Raw genomic sequence first — 19,396 nt, 5'->3', positions numbered from 1 at the left:
GCGGAAGCAGACAGAGCCACAAGAGCCAAAACGAGCTCAACGCCCCGCCACCTAACACGACACGCAACCACACAAACAAACAACACAACACCCCCCCCCCCCCCCCCCCCCCCCCCCCCCCCCCCCCCCCCCCCCGGCACCACCCCCGCCCGCGGCGAGGGGGTCACTTCTTGCGGCGACGCCCGCCCTTCTGGGCCTTGCGGCGCTCCGCGCGCGTCATCCCGTCCGCCTCGGACCGGGACGACCCGTCACCGTTCTCGAAGTCGCCCTCGATGACACCGCCCTCGCCGTCCACGGTGGGCGCGGAGAAGTGCAGCCGGTCCGGACGCTGCGGCGCGTCCAGGCCCTTGGCCCGGATCTCCGGACGCGCGGCACCCGCCTGCGCCGGAACGGCGTCCTCCTTGGCGAGGGACGGCCTGGCGGCCGCGTCCTGCACCGGGACCTCCTCGACCTGCTGCTCGACCTGGACCTCCAGGTTGAACAGGTAGCCGACGGACTCCTCCTTGATGCCCTCCATCATGGCGGTGAACATGTCGAAGCCCTCGCGCTGGTACTCGACCAGCGGGTCCTTCTGCGCCATCGCGCGCAGGCCGATGCCCTCCTGGAGATAGTCCATCTCGTAGAGGTGCTCACGCCACTTGCGGTCCAGCACCGAGAGCACCACGCGCCGCTCCAGCTCCCGCATGATGTCGGAGCCGAGCTGCTTCTCGCGCGCGTCGTACTGCTCGTGGATGTCCTCCTTGACGGACTCCGCGATGAACTCGGCGGTGATACCGGCCCGGTCGCCGGCCGCCTCCTCGAGCTCCTCGATGGTGACCTTGCACGGGTAGAGCTGCTTGAACGCGCTCCACAGCCGCTCCAGGTCCCACTCCTCGGCGAAGCCCTCGACGGTCTCGGCCTCGATGTAGGCGTCGATCGTGTCGTCCATGAAGTGACGGATCTGCTCGTGCAGGTCCTCGCCCTCCAGGACGCGGCGGCGCTCGCCGTAGATGACCTCGCGCTGCCGGTTGAGCACCTCGTCGTACTTCAGGACGTTCTTGCGCGTCTCGAAGTTCTGCTGCTCCACCTGCGACTGGGCGGACGCGATCGCCCGCGTGACCATCTTGTTCTCGATCGGCACGTCGTCGGGGACGTTGGCCATCGACATGACGCGCTCGACCATCTGCGCCTTGAACAGCCGCATCAGGTCGTCGCCGAGCGACAGGTAGAAGCGGGACTCGCCGGGGTCGCCCTGACGGCCGGAACGACCGCGCAGCTGGTTGTCGATACGCCGCGACTCGTGGCGCTCCGTGCCGAGGACGTACAGCCCGCCGAGCTCCTTGACCTCCTCCGACTCGGCCTTGACGGCCAGTTCGGCCTTCTCCAGGGCGGCGGGCAGCGCGGCGACCCACTCCTCCTGGTGCTCGACCGGGTCGAGGCCGCGCTGACGCAGCTCGGCCTCGGCGAGGTCGTCCGGGTTGCCGCCGAGCTTGATGTCGGTACCGCGGCCCGCCATGTTGGTGGCGACGGTGACGGCACCCTTGCGGCCGGCCTGGGCGACGATCGACGCCTCACGGTCGTGCTGCTTGGCGTTGAGCACCTCGTGCTGGATGCCGCGCTTGGACAGCTGCTGCGAGAGGTACTCGGACTTCTCGACCGACGTCGTACCGACGAGGATCGGCTGGCCCTTCTTGTGCTTCTCCTCGATGTCGTCGACGACCGCGGCGAACTTCGCCACCTCGGTGCGGTAGATCAGGTCCGACTGGTCCTTGCGGACCATCGGCCGGTTCGTCGGGATCGGGACGACGCCCAGCTTGTAGATCTGGTGGAACTCGGCGGCCTCGGTCATGGCCGTACCGGTCATGCCGGACAGCTTGTCGTAGAGGCGGAAGAAGTTCTGGAGGGTGATCGTGGCGAGGGTCTGGTTCTCGTCCTTGATGTCCACCCCTTCCTTCGCCTCGATCGCCTGGTGCATGCCCTCGTTGTAGCGGCGCCCGGCGAGGATACGGCCGGTGTGCTCGTCGACGATCATGACTTCGCCGTCGATGACGACGTAGTCCTTGTCCTTCTTGAACAGTTCCTTGGCCTTGATGGCGTTGTTCAGGTACCCGACGAGGGGCGTGTTCACCGACTCGTAGAGGTTGTCGATGCCCAGCCAGTCCTCGACCTTGGCGACGCCGGACTCGTGGATGGCGACGGTGCGCTTCTTCTCGTCGACCTCGTAGTCGCCGGTCTCCTCGATGCCCTTGAGGGGGTTTCCGGGCTCGCCCTTCGTGAGGCGGGTGACCAGCTTGGCGAAGTCGCCGTACCACTTGGTGGCCTGGTCGGCCGGACCGGAGATGATCAGCGGCGTACGGGCCTCGTCGACCAGGATGGAGTCGACCTCGTCGACACAGGCGAAGTTGTGGCCGCGCTGGACGAGCTCGTCCTTGGACCACGCCATGTTGTCGCGGAGGTAGTCGAAGCCGAACTCGTTGTTCGTGCCGTACGTGATGTCGCAGTTGTACTGCTCACGGCGCTGCGCCGGCGACATGTTGGAGAGGATGCAGCCGACCTCGAGCCCCAGGAACCTGTGGACCCGGCCCATCATGTCCGAGTCGCGTTCCGCCAGGTAGTCGTTGACGGTGATCATGTGCACGCCCTTGCCGGACAGCGCGTTGAGGTAGGCCGGGAGCGTACCGACGAGGGTCTTGCCCTCACCGGTCTTCATCTCGGCGACGTAACCGAGGTGCAGCGCGGCGCCACCCATCAGCTGGACGTCGTAGTGGCGCTGGCCGAGCACGCGCTTGGCGGCCTCGCGGACCGTCGCGAACGCTTCGGGCATCAGGTCGTCGAGGCTCTCACCGTCGGCGTACCGCTGCTTGTACTCCTCGGTGAGCGCCCGCAACTCGGCGTCGGAGAGGTTGACGAAGTCCTCTTCGATGGAGTTGACCTGGTCCGCGATGCGGTGCAGTTTGCGCAGGATCTTGCCTTCGCCTGCACGCATGAGCTTGTTGAAGACGGACACTGAGGTTGGTCTCCTTGCCGGTCGGGCCTGGCACTAGGTCTTGTCATGGACACTGGCACGGGCACGGCAGGTGGGCCCCACCGCAACGGCCATCGTAAGCGAGGACGCCACCGCGCCGGGAGGTCCGCGCTCACCTGGTCCGACTGCCGCGCCGACATGCCGCCCGCAAGAAGAACGCGCGGGACGCGCCGAAGGTGCCGCTGAACCCGAAAAGTGTTCGCCCCGCCCCCGCCCACCGCAGCAGAATCCGGACATGGAGCCCGTCACCCTCACCACCGAGCGCCTGCGTCTGACCCCCTTCACGCCGGCCGACACCGACGAGGTGCTCGCCGCCTGCCAGGACCCCGCGATCCAGCGCTGGATACCGGTCCCCACCCCGTACCTGCGGCAGCACGCGGAGGACTTCGTCGGCCGCCAGGTCCCGGAGGGCTGGCGGGACGACACGGAGTACGCCTTCGCCGTACGCCCCCGGGAGGGCGGCCCCCTGCTGGCCTCCCTCGGCATCCACCACCCGCGCTCGGGCTGCTGGGAGGTCGGCTACTACACGGTCGCCGGGCACCGGGGCCACGGGTACGCCGCCGAGGCGGTGGTCGCCGTGGCCCGCTGGGCCTTCGCCGACCTCGGGTGCTCCCGGCTGGAGTGGCGCGCCCAGGTCGGCAACCCGGCCTCCCGCGCGGTCGCCGAGAAGGCCGGCTTCACCGTGGAGGGCGTCCTGCGCGCGGGCATGGAGCACCGGGGGACGGTCCGCGACTGCTGGATCGGCGCCCTGCTCCCGTCCGACCTGGGGCTGGCGTCCCGGCTGCCCTACCTGCCGGCCCGGCCGGACCCGGCCTGACTGTCAGTGGCGCCGTCTATCGTGCCGAGCATGACGACCGTGCGGACCACGACGCCCCTGCCGCTTCCCACCGCCGAGCTCTCCGCCGACGAGGCACGTCGTATCGCCCTGCGGGCCCAGGGCTTCCTCGGCGCGCCCGACCGCCGCGCGGGGGTGCGCGGCGTCCTGCGCCGGCTCGGCGCCGTCCAGCTGGACACGATCTCGGTGCTCGCCCGCTCCCACGAGCTGATCCCGTACGCCCGGCTGGGCGCCGTGGGCCGCGCGGCCGTGGAGGCCGCGTACTGGACGACCGCCTCCACGGGCGCGTCCCCGTCCACGGAGGCTTCCTCTTCCACGGGTGGCACGTCTCCGGCACGACCCCACGCCTTCGAGTACTGGTCGCACGCGGCGTGCGTCCTGCCCGTCGAGGAGTGGCCGCACTTCGCCTTCCGCCGCCGCGCCTACCGCTCCCGCCCGCAGTGGTACCACGACCTGGCGGACGGGTCCTATGACGCGGTGATCAAGCAGCTGCGCGCCGAGGGTCCGCTGACGGCGACGGAGCTGGGCGGCGCCAAGAACGGCGGGGAGTGGTGGGACTGGTCCGAGTCGAAGGTCGCCGTCGAACGGGCGCTGATGAACGGCGAGGTGGTGTGCACCGACCGGCGCGGCTGGAAGCGGGTGTACGACCTGGCCGAGCGCGCGATCCCGGCAGACCTGCTGCACGACGAGCTGGACGACACGGAGTGCCTGCGGAGGCTGGTGCGGCTGGCGGGGCAGGCGCTGGGGGTGGGCACGCGGGCGGACATCGCCGACTACCACCGCCTCAAGGGCGAGCAGTTCGACGTCGTGGTCGCCGATTCCGGGCTGGTGCCGGTGCGTGTGCAGGGCTGGGACAAGCCGGCCTGGGCGGATCCGGAGGCCCTGGCGAGTGTGCCGCGCGGCCGCCACCGCACGACGCTGCTGTCGCCGTTCGACTCGCTGATCTGGGAGCGCGCGCGGACGGAACGGATCTTCGGCTTCACGCACCGCCTGGAGGCGTACGTGCCCAAGCAGAAGCGGATACACGGCTACTTCGCCATGCCGCTGCTCGCCGGCGGCAGGCTGATGGGCCGGGTGGATCCGGCCCGCGAGGGCAGCACCCTGGTGGCCAAGCAGGTGTCGCTGGTGTCGCCGAAGGCCGTCGACGCCATGGCGCAGGCGCTGCGCGAGGCCGCCGACTGGGTGGGCTGCGATTCGGTACGGATCGAGCGCGTCGATCGTCCCGAGCTCGGGCCCGTGCTGTCGTCCGCCCTGGCCCGCCTCACCTGAGCCTCACCTGATCTCGAGGATCTTCTCCCGCATCGCGTAGACGACCGCTTCCATCCTGGAGTGCAGCTGGAGCTTCTCCAGGATGTTGCGGACGTGGTTCTTCACCGTGTTCTCGGAGATGAAGAGCTCCTTGGCGATGTCCCGGTTGTTCATTCCGGTGGCGACCAGCTTGAGGACCTCCAGTTCCCGGTCGGTCAGCCGGGGCGCCGGGACGAGCCGTCGCTCGTCGGTGCGCTGGATCATCGACTTGAACTCGGTGAGCAGCTTCGACGCCATGGAGGGGCTGATCTGGGACTGCCCGTCGGCGACCGCCCGGATGGCGGTGGCCACCTCGTCGGTGGAGATCTCCTTGAGGAGGTAGCCGGTCGCGCCCGCCTTGATCGCGTCGTAGAGGTCCGCCTCCTCGTCGCTGATCGTCAGCATGATGATCTTGGCGCTGGGGGCCACCTCCTTGATGGAGGTACAGGCCTCGATACCGCCGCGCTTGGGCATCCGGACATCCATCAGCACGATGTCGGGCAACAGGTCGGCGGCCTTGTCGACGGCTTCCGCGCCGTCGCCCGCCTCGCCGACCACCTGGATGTCCTCCTCCTGGGCGAGAACGATCTCCAGGCCCCTGCGGAAGAGCGCGTGGTCGTCCACCACCAGGACCCTGATGGGTTCCTTGCGCGACGCGTCGCCGCCGGTACCGCTCCCGAACCCCGCTCCGCCCACCGGGACGCCGGAGCCGCCCGGGTGGTGCACCGGGCCGAAGCTGTCCGCCATCGTTCCTCCCCCTGCAGGCCTGCCTGACGTTCCTCAGCGGTACGCCAACCCCGGCCTTCGGAGCAGCGGTTGGCGTGCCCCGTCATGATTTCATGCCCGGCCGGTGAAGGGGTGATCCTCTGGTCGCACGGTGGTGCCCCTGGGGGCGCACACGGCGCTCCAGGGGCACCACCGGGGTGCTTCAGCAGTCATCAACCGCCGAGCGCGCCCCCCGCACCGCCTGCCTCGGACCCGGCGAGCGGGTCGCTCTCCAGGTGGATGACGCCGTAGTCGTAGGCGTGCCGCCGGTAGACGACGCTGGGCTGCTTCGTCTCGGAGTCGACGAACAGGTAGAAGTCGTGCCCGACCAGCTCCATCTCGTAGAGAGCCTGGTCGAGGGACATGGGCGCGGCCGTGTGGGTCTTCTCGCGCACCACGAGGGGGCCTTCGCCCCGTACTTCGAGCGGGCCCATCCGTGTGGTCGGGATGGAGTCGTGCTCCTCCACCGCCACGGAGCCGTTGCCGTTCAGGTGGGCCACGCCGGGGACGGCGTCGGCGACCTCGGCCGCCGAGAGCCGGCCATTGCCACGGCGGGTGTGGCGCTTGTCGTGCTGCTTGCGCAGTCGGGCTTCGAGCTTGCCCGTCGCGAGGTCAAGGGCCGCGTAGGGGTCGCCCGCCGCCGCCTCCGCCCGGATCACCGGTCCCCGGGAGTGGAGGGTGATTTCCACACGGTCGGACCGGTCCGCCTGCCGCGGGTTGTGTTCCTTGGACACCTCGACGTCGAGGCTGATCACCTTGGCGTCGAGCTTCTGGATTTTCTCCAGCTTCAGCTTCTCGGCCACGTGCTTGCGGAACCGCTCGGGCACCTCGGTTTTGCGGCCTTTGACGACGATGTCCACGCAGAACTCCGTTCCCGGATCGCTTCACCGGCCCACCGGCCGGCGAGCATCTCCCTTTTGCACTAGACCCCGGTGACTACCGGAGCCTCGGACTAGGCGACTCGACCTCCTCCTCCCCCGTCGGCAAGATCCCCACCCCACCACCTCGATGTCCTGACCATGCCCCGAATCCGGCCGGAAACACGGCAGTGCATTCGGTGAAGCGCGGCTTTCGCCATTCCTCACACCCGAACATAGCTCGCTGGAGCGGATGTCGGCACCCGCTGTCCGCACGAACCTCCGATCAGGTGTTTTCGCTTCCTCAGTACGTTCAACGTTGCGCGTTCCCCGTCAGTTCCGGTTTATTTCGAAGGAGAGCGGAGGGGCCGCGACCACCGCGGCGCTCACCGGTACGGGTCCCCCGATTCGCGGCTCGGAACCGGCACGCAGCACCCTCGCCGCCTCGACCAGCGAGGCCCCGGTGGTCATGAGATCGTCGACGAGGACGGGCCTGCCGCCCGCCAGCAGGCGATCGCCGCCGGCTACCACCTCCAGCGCGCCCGTGAGGTTCTCCAGCCGCTCCCGCGCGTTCAGCCCGGCCACCGCGCGCCGCTGCCGCAGCACCGGCAGCACCCGCGCCGCCGTCCCCCTCAGCCGCAGCTCGCCCGCCGCCGCCCGGGCGACCCGCCGCGTGGCGTCGTGCCCACGCGCCCGTACCGCGCGTCGCGCTGAGGGCACCGGCACCAGGAGCAGCGGCAGGCCCCCCGAGCCGCCAGATGCCGCCACAGAGGCCCTCACGGCCCCGGCCAGCGCGACCCCGAGCGGTCGGGCGAGCCCCAGCGCCCCGCGCTCCTTGTGCCCGAGCAGCACCGCCCGCACGGCGTCCGCGTAAGGCGCCGCGGCGCACACCAGCGGCAGCCCGGCCGGCTCGGGCACCGGCCGCACCCGCCGCCCGGCCTCGCCCAGCGCCTTCCCGCACGCGTCGCACAGCGGCGTACGCGGCCGGCCGCAGCCCCCGCAGGCCACCGGCAGCACCAACCCGGCCATCTCCCGCCACCACCAGCGCATGGCCCACTGTCCCAAGTACCCGGGCCGGCCCTCCACCCCTGTGGACAACCCGCCCCGGCCCGCCGACGCGGGCGCCGCGGCGAGGTGTCAGCCGGGGTAGACCGGGAAGGTTCCCTTCTCGACCATCGGCTGCCAGTTCGCGCCCGCGTACAGCCGCACGATGCCGTCGTCGGCCGAGGCCGCGACCAGGGGTGCCCGCTCGTTGTTCGACGCCGCGACCACCTTCACCTGGTTCAGCCCGGGAATGGCGGCGGCGGACGTCGAGCCGTCCGTCTGGATGTAGCGCACCTGCTGCACCCCGCCGGCCAGCTTGCCCAGCACCACCAGCCGGCTCTGCCCCGCCCAGGACACCGAGGTCACCGACTCCATCCGGGGGGCGATCGCCTGCGGGTCCACGACCTGCACCGTCTGCTTCGCGCCGGTCCCCCGCCGCTCGACCCGCCCGATGTGCAGCGTCGTCCGGTCACCCTCCTTGAGCAGCAGCGCCATGCGCACCCCGTCCTCGGACACCCGCAGCGCCTCGATCCGCATCCCGTCGGCGAGCCAGGGAGCCGCCACCTGCACGGGCTCCTCTGAGCCGTCGGGGAGGAACAGCAGCCGGGGGTTCGCCGGGTCCCGGTCGGCGACCCACAGGCCCCCGCGGCCGTCCCAGCTGGGGGCGGAGAGCCGGTCGGCCGGATTCACGCCCCTGCTGCGCACCACCGGCGGCGGGAGCTCCCCCGCCCCGTCGGAGACCACGGAGGCCACCCGCAGGAGCTGGTCGTCGTCCGACACCACGGCCGCCCGCCGCTCGTCGCGGTCGACCGCGACCTTCGACGCCTTCACCGACCCGTTCCCGAACGGTCCGGGCACGGGCGACGGCTTGCCCACGTTCTCCGCGCCGGATTCCAGCTTCGACAACCGGCCGGAGGCGTCGATGAAATACGAGTTCGCCGCCCGGAGACCGCCCGACGGATCAGGCCGGTAGTTCTCCTTCTGGCTCTCCCCCATCAAGCACAGCGTGCCGCCGTCCTCACTCTGCAACTCGACCTGCTCCACCCTGGTGGACGCCAAATCGCCCAGCGTGAACAGCAATTGGGCAGCCATCCGCCGGCACGTGCCGAAACCTATATTGTCGGCCTTTTCATTGAGGGGCACCTTCAGCTTGTTCTGGTCGTCGGGCGTCAGCGACGTGACGCCGTCCTTCAGCGCCACACCGGTGGGGAAGCTGGAATCCACCGCCGGCTCCAGCCAGTTCGTCGGCCCCTCGAGCAGAGCCTTCACGGTCTGCGCCACCGGGTCCATCCGTGTCACCGGGTCCTGCCGCTGCCGGATGTACACCGGGTCGGCCACGACCCAGTGCCGACCGGACGCGAAGTAGTACTTGTTGACCGCCCGGTAATTGCGCTGGAAGTCCGACTCCCCGAGCAGCAGTCCCTGCGGCAGGTTGTCGATGCGCCACTCCTTGCCCTTGCCGTCCGGGCCGGGCACCCGCACCAGCTGGATCGCCCCGGAGTACGTGGTCGTCCGCACCGGCCGGTAGGCGTGGCGGCCGTCCACCGTCGCCATCTTGTCGCCGTGCAGGGAGTAGACGCGGCGGTCCTCCGCCTCCCGGATGCCGCTCCGCTCCGGCCGGCTGACCGGCGCGGCCATCAGCACCGTGGTGCCCTCCTCGGGCTTCCACTCCCGGGCCGCCTTCTTGGTCAGGTACGTCCGGGCCGTGGCGAAGCCCGGGTCGTCACCGGTCATCGCCTCCAGGAACCCGTTGACGATCTCGTCCGGCTCCGCGTTCTCCCGCGGCGTCACCGGATACACCCGCACCTGCGAATCCCCCGGGTTGGACGCCTTCACCTGGGAGACGTCCCCCGAGTCGGGCATCGACCCGCAACCGGCCAGCAGCACCCCGCAGGCGAGCAGCACCGCTGCCCGCACCGTGCGCCCCCGGCCGTGACGACGCTCAGCGCCCACGACTCGTCCCCTCCCGCTTCACGTCCTGCGTCGTGGACGAGTCGTCCTCGCCCGCCCGCTCACCGGCCCCGCGCGACACCACCCGCGAACCGCTGCCGGGCAGCGCCGTCGGATCGGCGGCCACCTGCGTGGCCTGGCGCGGCGGCAGCGCCGTACGCGGCGGGACGGGCAGCCCCGCGCGCGCCGAGCTCCCCGCCTGGCCGGGCACCGTCGGCAGCCGCCCGGCGCCCTGCGACGCCTCCTCGGCGGTCGCCCGCTCCCGGTTGCGCCGCGAGTCCTCCGGCTCCAGCGGTATCGGCGACCCCCGCAACGGCTCGTCCGCCGTGCGCGGCAGCGTCAGCCGGAACTGCGAACCGCCTCCCGGCTCGCCCCACGCCTGCAGCCACCCGCCGTGCAGCCGCGCGTCCTCCACGGCGATCGACAGCCCCAGCCCCGTACCACCGGTGGTACGTGCCCGCGCCGGGTCCGCCCGCCAGAACCGGTTGAACACCCGCGTCGCCTCGCCCGGCTTCAGACCGACCCCGTAGTCCCGCACCGCGACGGCCACCGCGCCGCCCGCGGCGGCCATCCGCACCACCACGTCCCGGCCCTCGCCGTGCTCCACCGCGTTGACCACCAGGTTCCGCAGCACCCGCTCGACGCGCCGCGCGTCGGCCTCCGCCACAACGGGCTGCTCGTCGCCCACCACGAGGATCCGGCCGCCCTTGCGCTCGGCCAGCGGCTCGGCCCCGCCGATCACCCGGCGGACGACCTCCCGCAGGTCTATCGGCTCCGCCTCCAGCGCCGCCGCTCCCGCGTCGAAGCGGCTGATCTCCAGCAGGTCCGCCAGCAGCGACTCGAACCGGTCCAGCTGGTCCCCGAGCAGCTCCGCGGACCGCGCCGTCACGGGGTCGAAGTCCTCCCGCGCCTCATAGATGACGTCGGCCGCCATCCGTACCGTGGTCAGCGGCGTACGCAGCTCGTGCGAGACGTCCGAGACGAACCGCCGCTGCATCCGCGACAGCTCCTCCAGCTGCTGGATCTTGAGCTGGAGGTTCTGCGCCATCTTGTTGAAGGCCTCACCAAGACGCGCGATGTCGTCCTCGCCGGTGACCTTCATCCGCTCCTGGAGCCGGCCCGCCGACAACCGCTCGGCGATCCCGGCGGCCATCCGCACCGGGGTGACGACCTGTCGCACCACCAGCCAGGCGATCGCGCCCAGCAGCACCACCACGAACAGCCCGGCCGTCGCGAGGGTCGTCTTCACCAGGGCGAGGGAGTCCTCCTCCTGCGTCAGCGGGAAGAGGTAGTACAGCTCGTAGGAGTTGCCGTCGATGTCATTGAGACGCTTGCCGATCACCAGTCCGGCCTCGGACGGCTTGCCGTCCGAGTAGTTGATCCGGGTGTACGTCTGGAACGCCCCCGGCCCCTGCGCGACCGACTCCCGCAGCTGGTCCGGGATGCTCCGCGCCGGCTCGACACCGCCGGAGGCCCGCGCGCCCCGGCTGGGCGCCGCGCCCTCCGTGTCGGAGCTGAGCGCCACCACGTTGAACGCACCCTGGCCACCACTCGCCAGTTGTACGACCAGGTCGGACCGCCAGTTCAGCGACGCCCGCGCCGTCCCGCCGTCCGGCCCGCCCGGCCCCGGCTGCTCGTCGGCCTGCCCCTGGGCCGCCGAGAAACCGCCCGACGCCTGGCTCTGGGCGGCCCGCTCCTTGGCGTCCAGCAGACCGTTGCGCATCTGCCCGATCACGACGAACCCGAGCAGCAGCACCACTCCGAGCGACATCAGCAGCGTGCCGGCGACCACCCGCAACTGGATGTTCCGCCGCCACAACCGCAACGCCGGCAGCACCGGCCGGCGCACCCAGCGCGCCAGGAGCCGGAACACCGGTCCACCCGGCGCACCGTCCTGGAGCAGACGGCCCGGCCGCCACGACTGACGGCCCGGCCCGGCAGCCCGCCCCGCACGGACTCCCGGGTTCCCGGGCTTCGGAGCAGCACTGCCGCGGGACATGTCAGCTCGGTCCGGCCTTGTAGCCGACGCCACGCACGGTGACGACGATCTCCGGCCGCTCCGGGTCCCTCTCGACCTTGGAGCGAAGCCGCTGCACATGGACGTTCACCAGCCGCGTGTCCGCGGCGTGGCGGTAACCCCACACCTGCTCCAGCAGCACCTCACGGGTGAACACCTGCCACGGCTTGCGGGCCAGCGCGACCAGCAGGTCGAACTCCAGCGGGGTGAGGGCGATCGACTGACCGTCCCGCTTCACCGAGTGACCGGCCACGTCGATGACCAGGTCACCGATGGTCAGCTGCTCGGGCGCGGGCTCCTCCGACCTCCGGAGCCGGGCCCGGATACGGGCGACCAGCTCCTTGGGCTTGAACGGCTTGACGATGTAGTCGTCGGCGCCGGACTCCAGCCCGACCACCACATCGACGGTGTCGCTCTTGGCGGTGAGCATCACGATCGGCACACCGGACTCGGCACGGATGAGCCGGCACACCTCGATGCCGTCCCTGCCGGGCAGCATGAGGTCCAGCAGCACCAGGTCCGGCTTGGCCTCCCGGAAAGCGGCAAGCGCCTTGTCGCCGTCCGCAACGAACGACGGCTCGAAACCCTCACCACGCAGCACAATCCCGAGCATCTCGGCCAGTGCGGTGTCGTCGTCGACGACTAGGACGCGTCCCTTCATAATCGACATCATCCCATTAGCTAATCGTTACCTGGCGTGACCTGGCACACAGCTCGGCAATTCCCGCCCCGGTGACCGGGGAGACCACCCCCAGTTCGGTGACGAGCGCCGTCACCAGTTCCGGGGGCGTGACATCGAACGCGGGGTTGTACGCCTGGGTCCCCAGCGGCGCCACCGGCAGCCCGCCGCCGGCCCCCGGACCCATCCCGGAGGCCACCACCTGCGGCGCCGCCGTGAGCTCCGTCACCTCCTGCCCGGCCCGCTGCTCCACCTCGATGGACGCCCCGTCCGGCGTCCGCGGATCGATCGTCGTGGTGGGCGCCACCACGACGAACGGCACGTGGTGGTACCTGGCCAGCACCGCGAGCGGGTAGCTGCCGATCTTGTTCGCCACCGAACCGTCGGCCGCGATCCGGTCCGCCCCGATCAGTACCGCGTCCACCTCCCCGGCCGCGAACAGCGAACCCGCCGCGTTGTCCGTGAGCAGCGTGTACGGCATACCGTTGCGGGCCGCCTCGTACGCCGTCAGCCGCGCCCCTTGCAACAGCGGCCGCGTCTCGTCCACCCACAGCCGGCGGAGCCTGCCCACCCGGTGCGCCTCCAGCGCCACGGCGAACGCGGTCCCCTCACCGCCCGAGACCAGCGCCCCGGTGTTGCAGTGGGTCAGTATCCGGTGGCCACCGCCGGGCAGCAGCTCGTCCAGCAGCGCCAGCCCGTGCCCCGCCATCAGCGCACTGGCCTCGGCGTCCTCCCGGTGCAGGGACCTGGCCTCCGCCAGCGCCGCCCGGGCCGCCCCTTCCCTGCCCTCGCCCTTCTCCAGCGCTGCCCGGTACGCGCCCGCCGCCCGCCGCACCCCGTACGCCAGGTTCACCGCGGTGGGCCGCGCACCCGCCAGCGTCCCGGCCGCTTCGTCCACGTCGTAGCCCCGCACGGCGGCCAGCGCCACACCGTAGGCACCGGCGATGCCCAGCAGCGGCGCCCCGCGCACGGCGAGCGTCTGGATCGCCCGGACCAGCGCCGGCACATCCGTACAGACCAGCTCGACCTCCTCTGCCGGCAACCGCGTCTGGTCGAGAAGTACCACCACGGGCCCTTCCGGCGGCTCCTCCCAGCGAAGGGAGGGCAGCATGGACGACTCGGAGCCGACGGGAGTTTGTGCGTACTGATCAGCCATCCGCCCAGTCTGCCCGCTGAACCACGGACAATGAAGGTGCCCAGGAGATCCGGCCCCAGACCCGGCCACCGATGGCGCGTGGCACCATGGCTGCCAACCCGCCGCCCCACCGAGCGGCCCGGCACCATGACCGAGCCCGCTCGACGAGTCGGCACCGCGACGAACGCACGAGGTGGACGACCGTGAACGACACTCCGGGCTGGGCCTCGCCCGGATCCTCGCCCTCCGACGGCCAGGGCGCCGACGTCCCGCGCCCCGCGGAGCCCACCGACGCCGCCGGTGCGCCCGCCAAGTGGTCGGCGAACCAGCCGCCGGCCGCCCAGTGGTCCCCGCCGACCGCACCCGGCCCCGTCCCACCGACCACCCCGGCACCCAGAGGGAACGGCAACCGGCACGAGGGCGGCTGGGGCCGGCCGCCCGCGGCCAAGCCCGGGGTCATCCCGCTGCGTCCCCTCGGCGTCGGGGAGATCCTCGACGGGGCGGTCTCCACCTTGCGCGCCCATTGGCGGACCGTCCTGGGCATCACGCTCACCGTCTCGGTGATCACCCAGATCGGCGACATCCTCTTCCAGCGCTACCTCGTGCCGGCACCCCCGCGACTCAGCGCGGACCCGACCCCGGAAGAGGCCCTGCAACAGTCGGTGGCGTCCCTCAAGACGAGTCTCATCTCCCTGGGCCCGACGACACTCGTCACCCTCATCGGCACGTTCGTCACGACCGCCCTGCTGACCGTCGTGATCAGCCGCGCCGTGCTGGGCCGCCCGGTATCCCTCGCCGACGCCTGGCGCGAGGCCCGCCCCAGGCTCCCCCAGCTTCTCGGCCTGACCCTCCTGCTGCCGGTGCTGAGCGCCGCCGTCATGGCGGTCGGTCTGCTCCCGGGCCTGCTCCTCGACGGCTCGCCGGCGGGTGTCCTGCTGACCGCCCTCGGCGGAGTCGCCGCCCTCGTCGTGATCGTCTGGCTCCTCGTCCGGTTCAGCCTCTCCTACTCGGCACTGATGCTGGAGCGGCAGGGCGTGTTCGCCTCCCTGAAGCGCTCCGCCAAGCTCGTCCAGGGCGCCTGGTGGCGGATCTTCGGCATCCTGACCCTCACCATGCTGCTGATGTTCATCATCTCGATGATCATCGCGGTCCCCTTCACCATCATCGCGTTCGCGGTGGACGGCGAGGGGCTCGGCGGCCTGCTCACCGGTACGGCCCCGGAGTTCGGCTGGGCCTTCCTGATCATCACTGGAATCGGCGCGATCATCGCCGCCTCGATCACCTACCCGATCTCCTCGGGTGTCTCGGTCCTCCTCTACGTCGACCAGCGCATCCGGCGGGAGGCCCTCGACCTCGAACTGGCCCGCGCCGCCGGCGTACCCGGATACGACTCCTCCTCGCCCGGCGACACGGCCTCCAGGAGCTGATGCGGTGCCGAACACGGGGGGCCTGACCACGGGGCGGCCGACGGTCCGCGCCGGCGACGACGTACCGCTGGACACCCCCCGCGTCCCCGCCCGTGAGGCGGCGGAGCGGGAGCTGTCCGACCCCGCGTACCACGAGAACGACCCGAACCTGCTCCAGCGCGCGCTCGACGCCTTCTGGGATTGGGTCGGTAGGCTCCTCGACTCCGCCTCGGCAGCCACCCCGGGAGGCGTACTCGGGCTCGTGGCGATCGCCCTCGTCGTCCTGGCCGTCGTGGGTGCGATGTGGTGGCGTCTCGGCACCCCCCAGCGAGGTCTCCCCGCCTCCGACTCCCTCTTCGACCAGCGCGTCCGCAGCGCCGCCGACCACCGCGCCGCCGCCGAGGACCACGCCACGGCCGGCCGCTGGAACGAGGCCGTCCAGGAACGGATGCGCGCTCTCGTGCGCTCCCTGGAAGAACGCACCGTTCTCGAACCGCGCCCCGGCCGCACCGCGGACGAAGCCGCAGCCGAAGCCGGCCGCGCCCTGCTCGCCCACGCGGACGAGCTCCGCTCCGCCGCCCGCGCGTTCGACGACGTCACGTACGGCGGCCGCACCGCCGACCGGCACGCGTACCAGCGCCTCAGGGACGTGGACACCGCGCTCGAACGCGTCAGGCCCGACCTGAGCGACGCCCCCCGGGGAGCGGCCGGATGACCTCCACCCCCACCTCCACATCCCCCACCGCCCACCAGGTCTGGACCCGGGTGCGAGGGCCGCTGCTCGCCCTGGCCGTGCTCGTCGCCGCCGGCATCGTCATGGCCCTCATGCGCTCCGATGCCAAGCACGGCCACCTCGACCCCCGCTCCGCCGACCCTCAGGGCAGCCGCGCCGTCGCCGAACTTCTGAAGCACCGCGGTGTCACCACCCGAGTGGTCACCACCCTCGGCGAGGCCACCGCGGCGTCCGGCCCCGACACCACGCTCCTCGTCACCACCCCCGACCTGCTGACGGGCCACCAGCAAGACATCCTGCGCAGCGACATGAACACCGCGAGCGGCCGCACCGTGCTGATCTCCGCCGGTGCGGCCTCCACCGGCACCCTGGCGCCGGGAGTGCGCACAGGGACTTCCGCCCCCGTCTCCGCACTGTCCCCCCGGTGCTCCCTGCCCGCCGCGGACCGGGCCGGCGACGTCGACCTCGGCGGCGAGCGCTACACGACCGAGCTCCCCGGCAGCGACGCCTGCTACCCCAGTGACGACCTGGCCGCCCTCCTGCGGATCAACGGCCCCGCCGGAAGCGACACCGTCCTCCTCGGCTCGCCCGACATCCTCTACAACGAGCGCCTCGACAAGCGGGGCAACGCCTCGCTGGCACTCCAACTCCTCGGCTCCCGGCCTCATCTCGTCTGGTACCTCCCCTCCCTCGACGATCCCTCCGCCACAGCCGGCAGCGGTGACGGTGGCGACCGAGAGGACGCCACCGAGCGCGGCTTCCTCGAACTGATCCCGGCCGGCTGGCTGTGGGGCACTCTCCAGCTCGCCCTCGCCGCAGTGCTCGCCGCCATCTGGCGCGCCCGCCGCCTCGGGCCCCTCGTCACCGAAGACCTCCCCGTCACCATCCGCGCCTCCGAAACCACCGAAGGCCGCGCCCGCCTCTACCACCGCGCCAACGCCCGCGACCGCGCCGCCGCCGTCCTCCGCACGGCGACCCGCAGCCGGCTCGCGCCCCTCCTGGGCGTCCCACCCACGGAAGCCCATTCCCCCGACGCCCTGCTGCCTGCCGTATCGGCACGGCTCGCGGCCCGGGACGGGGACTTCAGCGACCTCCTCTTCGGCCAGGCCCCCGCCGACGACGCCGCGCTCACTCTTCTCGCAGACCAACTCGACGCCCTCGAAAGAGAGGTACGCACCTCATGAGTGCCCCGACCCCCGAGACCGCTCAGAACTCGGACGGCGCCCGCTCCTCCCTGGAGGCCCTGCGCACCGAGATCGCGAAGGCCGTGGTCGGGCAGGATCCCGCTGTCACCGGGCTCGTCGTCGCGCTGCTCTGCCGAGGCCACGTCCTCCTCGAAGGCGTGCCCGGTGTCGCCAAGACACTGCTCGTGCGTGCGCTCGCCGCTTCTCTCGACCTGGACACCAAGCGTGTCCAGTTCACCCCCGACCTGATGCCGAGCGACATCACCGGTTCCCTTGTCTACGACGCCCGGTCCGCCGCATTCTCTTTTCAGCCCGGTCCGGTCTTCACCAATCTGCTGCTGGCCGACGAGATCAACCGCACACCCCCCAAGACGCAGTCGGCGCTTCTGGAAGCGATGGAGGAACGCCAGGTCACGGTCGATGGCACGCCCCGTCCGCTTCCCGAGCCCTTCCTCGTCGCCGCCACTCAGAACCCCGTCGAATACGAGGGCACCTATCCCCTGCCCGAGGCCCAACTGGACCGATTCCTGCTCAAGCTGACGGTGCCTTTGCCCTCACGGCAGGACGAGATCGGCGTCCTGACCCGCCATGCCGCAGGGTTCAACCCACGGGACCTCGAGGCCGCCGGAGTGCGCCCCGTCGCCGGCCCCTCCGACCTGGAAGCCGCCCGCGCCGCCGTCGCGGCGACCGCCGTCTCCATCGACATCGCCGGTTACGTCGTCGATATCTGCCGTGCCACCCGTGAATCCCCCTCACTCAGCCTCGGTGTCTCCCCCCGAGGCGCCACCGCACTTCTCTCCACCGCCCGCGCCTGGGCCTGGCTCACCGGCCGCGACTACGTCATCCCCGACGACGTCAAAGCCCTGGCCCTGCCGACCCTTCGCCACCGCATCCACCTGCGCCCCGAGGCAGAGATGGAAGGAGTCACCCCTGACTCCGTCATCACCGCGATCCTCGCCCACGTCCCCGTCCCCCGATGAGGCCGTGAACCCATGGCCCTCACCGGACGAAGCGCGCTCCTCGCCGCCGTCGGCGCCCTGCCCGTCGGCATCTTCGCCCCCAGTTGGACGGGGATGCTCGCCGTCAACGCGCCCCTCTCACTCGCAATTCTGTGCGACTACGCCCTCGCGGCGCCAGTGCGCACGCTCCGGTTCACCCGAAGTGGTGACACAAGCGTTCGACTGGGTGACAGCGCCGAGGTCCACCTCGCGGTCGCGAACCCGTCGCGCCGACGTCTGCGCGCGCATCTCCGTGATGCCTGGCCGCCCAGCAACTGGCTGCCCGGCAGCGAGCAGGCAGCGTCACGGCACGCCTTGACGATCCCGGCCGGCGAGCGACGCCGCGTCACCACCGTCCTCCGGCCCACTCGCCGCGGGGACCGGCAGGCGGCGCGGATCACCGTCCGCTCCTACGGCCCACTCGGCCTCGCCGCCCGCCAGGGCACTCATCAGGTCCCCTGGACGATCCGTGTGCTGCCGCCCTTCATCAGCCGCAAGCACCTGCCGTCCAAGCTGGCCCGTCTCCGGGAACTCGACGGCCGCACCAGCGTTCTCATGCGCGGCCAGGGCACGGAGTTCGACAGCCTCCGCGAGTACGTCCCCGGCGACGACACCCGCTCCATCGACTGGCGCGCCACCGCCCGGCACACCACGGTCGCCGTCCGCACCTGGCGTCCTGAACGCGACCGGCACATCCTCGTCGTCCTCGACACCGGCCGCACGTCCGCCGGCCGGGTCGGCGACGTCCCCCGTCTCGACGCCTCCATGGACGCCGCACTGCTGCTCACCGCGCTCGCCTCCCGGGCGGGTGACCGCGTCGATCTCCTCGCCTACGACCGCCGCGTCCGCGCCCGCGTCCAGGGCCGCTCCGCGAACGATCTCCTCCCGGCCGTCGTCAACGCCCTGGCTCCGCTCGAACCCGAACTCGTGGAAACCGACGCGCGCGGCCTCAGCTCGGCAGTCCTCGCCACCGCTCCCCGGCGCTCGCTGATCGTGCTCCTCACAACCCTGGAAGCCGCCCCCACCGAAGAGAGCCTGCTTGCGGTGCTGCCACGGCTCACCCAGCGCCATACGGTTCTGGTGGCCTCCGTCTCCGACCCGTACACGGAAGCGATGACGAAGGCACGCGGCACCGCCGTAGCCGTCTATGAAGCCGCTGCGGGCACCCAGACCCAAGCCCAGCGCCGTCACACCGCAGAACAGCTCCAACGTCACGGTGTCACCGTTGTGGACGCCACTCCGGACAATCTCGCACCGGCCCTGGCCGACGCCTATCTGGCCCTGAAGGCAGCGGGTCGCCTCTGACACGCGACGCGGCATGAGCCGGCCGACCCAAAAGGCCGGACCGGCTCACACCGCCCGGAAACGCGGAAAAGCCCCGCACCAAAAGGTGCGGGGCTCTCCCATAAACTTGTTCGGCGGCGTCCTACTCTCCCACAGGGTCCCCCCTGCAGTACCATCGGCGCTGAAAGGCTTAGCTTCCGGGTTCGGAATGTAACCGG

At 71.4% G+C, this 19,396-nt stretch carries 15 protein-coding genes and 1 rRNA gene; 7 read left to right on the top strand and 9 right to left on the bottom strand.

Going from position 1 to position 19,396, the window contains the following annotated elements; translation table 11 throughout:
- Nucleotides 1-163: 163 nt before the first annotated feature.
- Nucleotides 164-2,986 (bottom strand): preprotein translocase subunit SecA, encoded by a 2,823-nt coding sequence (secA, locus tag AC07DW_RS18590; RefSeq protein WP_478858731.1) that lies wholly within the window; start codon nt 2,984-2,986, stop codon nt 164-166.
- 253 nt (nt 2,987-3,239) lie between these two features.
- On the opposite strand from secA, the gene AC07DW_RS18585 reads away from it, so the two are divergent.
- Both AC07DW_RS18585 and AC07DW_RS18580 read left to right on the top strand, forming a co-directional pair.
- Nucleotides 3,240-3,821, top strand: coding sequence for a GNAT family N-acetyltransferase (locus AC07DW_RS18585; RefSeq protein ID WP_478858730.1), 582 nt, complete (start codon nt 3,240-3,242; stop codon nt 3,819-3,821).
- Between the two features lie 30 nt (nt 3,822-3,851).
- A complete protein-coding gene (locus AC07DW_RS18580) occupies nt 3,852-5,108 on the top strand; it encodes a winged helix-turn-helix domain-containing protein (RefSeq protein ID WP_478858729.1) in 1,257 nt (418 codons plus the stop codon).
- A gap of 3 nt (nt 5,109-5,111) precedes the next feature.
- Here the strand turns inward: AC07DW_RS18580 and AC07DW_RS18575 are convergent, their stop codons facing one another.
- From AC07DW_RS18575 to mtnA, 7 genes are all read right to left on the bottom strand, one after another.
- Nucleotides 5,112-5,873 carry a response regulator gene (locus AC07DW_RS18575; protein WP_478858728.1) on the bottom strand — a complete coding sequence of 254 codons (762 nt, stop codon included), beginning with the start codon at nt 5,871-5,873 and terminating at the stop codon, nt 5,112-5,114.
- Between the two features lie 191 nt (nt 5,874-6,064).
- Nucleotides 6,065-6,751: a ribosome hibernation-promoting factor, HPF/YfiA family gene (gene hpf, locus AC07DW_RS18570; RefSeq protein ID WP_478858727.1), complete on the bottom strand. Its 687-nt coding sequence runs from the start codon at nt 6,749-6,751 to the stop codon at nt 6,065-6,067.
- 330 nt (nt 6,752-7,081) lie between these two features.
- Nucleotides 7,082-7,798, bottom strand: coding sequence for a ComF family protein (locus tag AC07DW_RS18565; protein ID WP_478858726.1), 717 nt, complete (start codon nt 7,796-7,798; stop codon nt 7,082-7,084).
- Between the two features lie 87 nt (nt 7,799-7,885).
- Nucleotides 7,886-9,745, bottom strand: coding sequence for an LpqB family beta-propeller domain-containing protein (locus AC07DW_RS18560; protein WP_478858725.1), 1,860 nt, complete (start codon nt 9,743-9,745; stop codon nt 7,886-7,888).
- The gene (gene mtrB, locus AC07DW_RS18555; RefSeq protein ID WP_478858724.1) at nt 9,735-11,741 is read right to left on the bottom strand and encodes an MtrAB system histidine kinase MtrB; all 2,007 of its coding nucleotides are present in this window, start codon (nt 11,739-11,741) and stop codon (nt 9,735-9,737) included. The genes AC07DW_RS18560 and mtrB overlap by 11 nt, the downstream gene beginning before the upstream one ends.
- 1 nt (nt 11,742) lies before the next feature.
- Entirely contained in the window at nt 11,743-12,432 is a 690-nt protein-coding gene (gene mtrA, locus AC07DW_RS18550) for a two-component system response regulator MtrA (RefSeq protein ID WP_478858723.1), read from the bottom strand.
- A 4-nt stretch (nt 12,433-12,436) separates the two neighbouring features.
- A complete protein-coding gene (gene mtnA, locus AC07DW_RS18545; RefSeq protein ID WP_478858722.1) occupies nt 12,437-13,594 on the bottom strand; it encodes an S-methyl-5-thioribose-1-phosphate isomerase in 1,158 nt (385 codons plus the stop codon).
- 182 nt (nt 13,595-13,776) lie between these two features.
- On the opposite strand from mtnA, the gene AC07DW_RS18540 reads away from it, so the two are divergent.
- The 5 genes from AC07DW_RS18540 to AC07DW_RS18520 are packed head-to-tail and all read left to right on the top strand — an operon-like array spanning nt 13,777 to nt 19,199.
- Nucleotides 13,777-15,000: a DUF7847 domain-containing protein gene (locus tag AC07DW_RS18540; RefSeq protein WP_478858721.1), complete on the top strand. Its 1,224-nt coding sequence runs from the start codon at nt 13,777-13,779 to the stop codon at nt 14,998-15,000.
- A 4-nt stretch (nt 15,001-15,004) separates the two neighbouring features.
- On the top strand, nt 15,005-15,694 hold the full coding sequence (locus AC07DW_RS18535) for a DUF4129 domain-containing protein (protein WP_478858720.1): 690 nt from the start codon (nt 15,005-15,007) through the stop codon (nt 15,692-15,694).
- Nucleotides 15,691-16,896, top strand: coding sequence for a DUF4350 domain-containing protein (locus tag AC07DW_RS18530; RefSeq protein WP_478858719.1), 1,206 nt, complete (start codon nt 15,691-15,693; stop codon nt 16,894-16,896). Before AC07DW_RS18535 ends, AC07DW_RS18530 begins: the two co-directional genes overlap by 4 nt.
- Complete coding sequence (locus AC07DW_RS18525; RefSeq protein ID WP_478858718.1) at nt 16,893-17,876, top strand: AAA family ATPase; 984 nt, start codon at nt 16,893-16,895, stop codon at nt 17,874-17,876. The genes AC07DW_RS18530 and AC07DW_RS18525 overlap by 4 nt, the downstream gene beginning before the upstream one ends.
- A gap of 12 nt (nt 17,877-17,888) precedes the next feature.
- Nucleotides 17,889-19,199 carry a DUF58 domain-containing protein gene (locus AC07DW_RS18520; protein WP_478858717.1) on the top strand — a complete coding sequence of 437 codons (1,311 nt, stop codon included), beginning with the start codon at nt 17,889-17,891 and terminating at the stop codon, nt 19,197-19,199.
- Nucleotides 19,200-19,307: 108 nt separating this feature from the next.
- On the opposite strand, the gene rrf is transcribed toward AC07DW_RS18520, so the two are convergent.
- Nucleotides 19,308-19,396: ribosomal RNA gene (gene rrf, locus AC07DW_RS18515) — 5S ribosomal RNA — on the bottom strand; the annotation flags it as partial.

The sequence above is a fragment of the Streptomyces sp. NPDC045701 genome (assembly GCF_056432045.1).
Note: the sequence above shows the minus strand (reverse complement) of the source record. Positions and strands in the feature narration are given on the sequence as shown.